2 tRNA genes and 3 rRNA genes are annotated in these 5062 nt (G+C 49.7%); all 5 read left to right on the plus strand.

Features of this window, described 5'->3' with window-relative positions:
- Nucleotides 1-67: 67 nt before the first annotated feature.
- The 5 genes from HT731_RS06970 to HT731_RS06990 all read left to right on the plus strand — a co-directional run bounded on the left by HT731_RS06970 (nt 68) and on the right by HT731_RS06990 (nt 5033).
- A 16S ribosomal RNA gene (locus tag HT731_RS06970) occupies nt 68-1613 on the plus strand.
- Nucleotides 1614-1663: 50 nt separating this feature from the next.
- Nucleotides 1664-1736 (plus strand) — tRNA-Ala (locus HT731_RS06975).
- 125 nt (nt 1737-1861) lie between these two features.
- A 23S ribosomal RNA gene (locus HT731_RS06980) occupies nt 1862-4762 on the plus strand.
- A gap of 76 nt (nt 4763-4838) precedes the next feature.
- Nucleotides 4839-4954, plus strand: a 5S ribosomal RNA gene (rrf, locus tag HT731_RS06985).
- The 16S, 23S and 5S rRNA genes sit together here with 2 tRNA genes alongside, the layout of an rRNA operon.
- Before the next feature lie 5 nt (nt 4955-4959).
- A tRNA-Asn gene (locus tag HT731_RS06990) sits at nt 4960-5033 on the plus strand.
- Nucleotides 5034-5062 lie beyond the last annotated feature (29 nt).

Consider the following 5062-nt stretch of genomic DNA (forward strand, 5'->3'; position numbering starts at 1 on the left):
GTTGTAGTACTGAACAATGAAAAAACAATAAATCTGTCAGTGACAGAAATGAGTGAGAACTCAAACTTTTAATGAGAGTTTGATCCTGGCTCAGGACGAACGCTGGCGGCGTGCCTAATACATGCAAGTAGAACGCTGAAGGAGGAGCTTGCTCTTCTGGATGAGTTGCGAACGGGTGAGTAACGCGTAGGTAACCTGCCTGGTAGTGGGGGATAACTATTGGAAACGATAGCTAATACCGCATAATAACAGTTGTTGCATGACAACTGTTTGAAAGGTGCAATTGCATCACTACCAGATGGACCTGCGTTGTATTAGCTAGTTGGTGGGGTAACGGCTCACCAAGGCGACGATACATAGCCGACCTGAGAGGGTGATCGGCCACACTGGGACTGAGACACGGCCCAGACTCCTACGGGAGGCAGCAGTAGGGAATCTTCGGCAATGGACGAAAGTCTGACCGAGCAACGCCGCGTGAGTGAAGAAGGTTTTCGGATCGTAAAGCTCTGTTGTAAGAGAAGAACGAGTGTGAGAGTGGAAAGTTCACACTGTGACGGTATCTTACCAGAAAGGGACGGCTAACTACGTGCCAGCAGCCGCGGTAATACGTAGGTCCCGAGCGTTGTCCGGATTTATTGGGCGTAAAGCGAGCGCAGGCGGTTAGATAAGTCTGAAGTTAAAGGCTGTGGCTTAACCATAGTACGCTTTGGAAACTGTTTAACTTGAGTGCAAGAGGGGAGAGTGGAATTCCATGTGTAGCGGTGAAATGCGTAGATATATGGAGGAACACCGGTGGCGAAAGCGGCTCTCTGGCTTGTAACTGACGCTGAGGCTCGAAAGCGTGGGGAGCAAACAGGATTAGATACCCTGGTAGTCCACGCCGTAAACGATGAGTGCTAGGTGTTAGACCCTTTCCGGGGTTTAGTGCCGTAGCTAACGCATTAAGCACTCCGCCTGGGGAGTACGACCGCAAGGTTGAAACTCAAAGGAATTGACGGGGGCCCGCACAAGCGGTGGAGCATGTGGTTTAATTCGAAGCAACGCGAAGAACCTTACCAGGTCTTGACATCCCTCTGACCGCTCTAGAGATAGAGTTTTCCTTCGGGACAGAGGTGACAGGTGGTGCATGGTTGTCGTCAGCTCGTGTCGTGAGATGTTGGGTTAAGTCCCGCAACGAGCGCAACCCCTATTGTTAGTTGCCATCATTTAGTTGGGCACTCTAGCGAGACTGCCGGTAATAAACCGGAGGAAGGTGGGGATGACGTCAAATCATCATGCCCCTTATGACCTGGGCTACACACGTGCTACAATGGCTGGTACAACGAGTCGCAAGTCGGTGACGACAAGCTAATCTCTTAAAGCCAGTCTCAGTTCGGATTGTAGGCTGCAACTCGCCTACATGAAGTCGGAATCGCTAGTAATCGCGGATCAGCACGCCGCGGTGAATACGTTCCCGGGCCTTGTACACACCGCCCGTCACACCACGAGAGTTTGTAACACCCGAAGTCGGTGAGGTAACCGTAAGGAGCCAGCCGCCTAAGGTGGGATAGATGATTGGGGTGAAGTCGTAACAAGGTAGCCGTATCGGAAGGTGCGGCTGGATCACCTCCTTTCTAAGGATAAGGAATGCACATTGGTCTTGTTTAGTCTTGAGAGGTCTTGTGGGGCCTTAGCTCAGCTGGGAGAGCGCCTGCTTTGCACGCAGGAGGTCAGCGGTTCGATCCCGCTAGGCTCCATTGGTGAGAGATCACCAAGTAATGCACATTGAAAATTGAATATCTATATCAAATAGTAACAAGAAAATAAACCGAAAACGCTGTAGTATTAATAAGAGTTTATGACTGAAAAGTCAAAAAAATAAGGTTAAGTTAATAAGGGCGCACGGTGGATGCCTTGGCACTAGGAGCCGAAGAAGGACGTGACAAACGACGATATGCCTTGGGTAGCTGTAAGTAAGCGATGATCCAGGGATTTCCGAATGGGGGAACCCAACAGGTACTACCTGTTACCCGCATCTGTTAAGGATGTGAGGAGGAAGACGCAGTGAACTGAAACATCTAAGTAGCTGCAGGAAGAGAAAGCAAAAGCGATTGCCTTAGTAGCGGCGAGCGAAACGGCAGGAGGGCAAACCGAAGAGTTTACTCTTCGGGGTTGTAGGACTGCAATGTGGACTCAAAGATTATAGAAGAATGATTTGGGAAGATCAGCCAAAGAGAGTAATAGCCTCGTATTTAAAATAGTCTTTGTACCTAGCAGTATCCTGAGTACGGCGGGACACGCGAAATCCCGTCGGAATCTGGGAGGACCATCTCCCAACCCTAAATACTCCCTAGTGACCGATAGTGAACCAGTACCGTGAGGGAAAGGTGAAAAGCACCCCGGGAGGGGAGTGAAATAGAACCTGAAACCGTGTGCCTACAACAAGTTCGAGCCCGTTAATGGGTGAGAGCGTGCCTTTTGTAGAATGAACCGGCGAGTTACGTTATGATGCGAGGTTAAGTTGAAGAGACGGAGCCGTAGGGAAACCGAGTCTGAATAGGGCGAATTAGTATCATGACGTAGACCCGAAACCATGTGACCTACCCATGAGCAGGTTGAAGGTGCGGTAAGACGCACTGGAGGACCGAACCAGGGCACGTTGAAAAGTGCTTGGATGACTTGTGGGTAGCGGAGAAATTCCAAACGAACTTGGAGATAGCTGGTTCTCTCCGAAATAGCTTTAGGGCTAGCGTCGACATTAGAGATTCTTGGAGGTAGAGCACTGTTTGGGTGAGGGGTCCATCCCGGATTACCAATCTCAGATAAACTCCGAATGCCAATGAATTATGGTCGGCAGTCAGACTGCGAGTGCTAAGATCCGTAGTCGAAAGGGAAACAGCCCAGACCACCAGCTAAGGTCCCAAAATAATTGTTAAGTGGAAAAGGATGTGGGGTTGCACAGACAACTAGGATGTTAGCTTAGAAGCAGCTATTCATTCAAAGAGTGCGTAATAGCTCACTAGTCGAGTGACCCTGCGCCGAAAATGTACCGGGGCTAAAACAATTTACCGAAGCTGTGGATACCTTTATAGGTATGGTAGGAGAGCGTTCTATGTGTGAAGAAGGTGTACCGTGAGGAGTGCTGGAACGCATAGAAGTGAGAATGCCGGTATGAGTAGCGAAAGACAGGTGAGAATCCTGTCCACCGTAAGACTAAGGTTTCCAGGGGAAGGCTCGTCCGCCCTGGGTTAGTCGGGACCTAAGGAGAGACCGAAAGGTGTATCCGATGGACAACAGGTTGATATTCCTGTACTAGAGTATGTAGTGATGGAGGGACGCAGTAGGCTAACTAAAGCAGACGATTGGAAGAGTCTGTCTAAGCAGTGAGGTGTGGTATGAGTCAAATGCTTATATCTATAACATTGAGCTGTGATGGGGAGCGAAGTTTAGTAGCGAAGTTAGTGACGTCACACTGCCAAGAAAAGCTTCTAGCGTTTAAACATACTCTACCCGTACCGCAAACCGACACAGGTAGTCGAGGCGAGTAGCCTCAGGTGAGCGAGAGAACTCTCGTTAAGGAACTCGGCAAAATGACCCCGTAACTTCGGGAGAAGGGGTGCTGATTTAGGTCAGCCGCAGTGAATAGGCCCAAGCAACTGTTTATCAAAAACACAGCTCTCTGCTAAATCGTAAGATGATGTATAGGGGGTGACGCCTGCCCGGTGCTGGAAGGTTAAGAGGAGTGCTTAGCGTAAGCGAAGGTATGAATTGAAGCCCCAGTAAACGGCGGCCGTAACTATAACGGTCCTAAGGTAGCGAAATTCCTTGTCGGGTAAGTTCCGACCCGCACGAAAGGCGTAATGATTTGGGCACTGTCTCAACGAGAGACTCGGTGAAATTTTAGTACCTGTGAAGATGCAGGTTACCCGCGACAGGACGGAAAGACCCCATGGAGCTTTACTGCAGTTTGATATTGAGTGTCTGTACCACATGTACAGGATAGGTAGGAGTCTATGAGATCGGGACGCCAGTTTCGAAGGAGACGTTGTTGGGATACTACCCTTGTGTTATGGCCACTCTAACCCAGATAGGTGACCCCTATCGGAGACAGTGTCTGACGGGCAGTTTGACTGGGGCGGTCGCCTCCTAAAAGGTAACGGAGGCGCCCAAAGGTTCCCTCAGAATGGTTGGAAATCATTCGCAGAGTGTAAAGGTATAAGGGAGCTTGACTGCGAGAGCTACAACTCGAGCAGGGACGAAAGTCGGGCTTAGTGATCCGGTGGTTCCGTATGGAAGGGCCATCGCTCAACGGATAAAAGCTACCCTGGGGATAACAGGCTTATCTCCCCCAAGAGTTCACATCGACGGGGAGGTTTGGCACCTCGATGTCGGCTCGTCGCATCCTGGGGCTGTAGTCGGTCCCAAGGGTTGGGCTGTTCGCCCATTAAAGCGGCACGCGAGCTGGGTTCAGAACGTCGTGAGACAGTTCGGTCCCTATCCGTCGCGGGCGTAGGAAATTTGAGAGGATCTGCTCCTAGTACGAGAGGACCAGAGTGGACTTACCGCTGGTGTACCAGTTGTCTTGCCAAAGGCATCGCTGGGTAGCTATGTAGGGAAGGGATAAACGCTGAAAGCATCTAAGTGTGAAACCCACCTCAAGATGAGATTTCCCATGATTTTATATCAGTAAGAGCCCTGAGAGATGATCAGGTAGATAGGTTAGAAGTGGAAGTGTGGCGACACATGTAGCGGACTAATACTAATAGCTCGAGGACTTATCCAAAGTAACTGAGAATATGAAAGCGTACGGTTTTCTTGATTTGAATAGATATTCAATTTTGAGTAGGTATTACTCAGAGTTAAGTGACGATAGCCTAGGAGATACACCTGTACCCATGCCGAACACAGAAGTTAAGCCCTAGAACGCCGGAAGTAGTTGGGGGTTGCCCCCTGTGAGATATGGAAGTCGCTTAGCTTTTATCCGCCATAGCTCAGTTGGTAGTAGCGCATGACTGTTAATCATGATGTCGTAGGTTCGAGTCCTACTGGCGGAGTTGTTAAAGATAGGTGGGTATCTGGATAG

Origin of the sequence: Streptococcus sp. k-163, assembly GCF_013277555.1 — a bacterium.
GTDB lineage: Bacteria > Bacillota > Bacilli > Lactobacillales > Streptococcaceae > Streptococcus.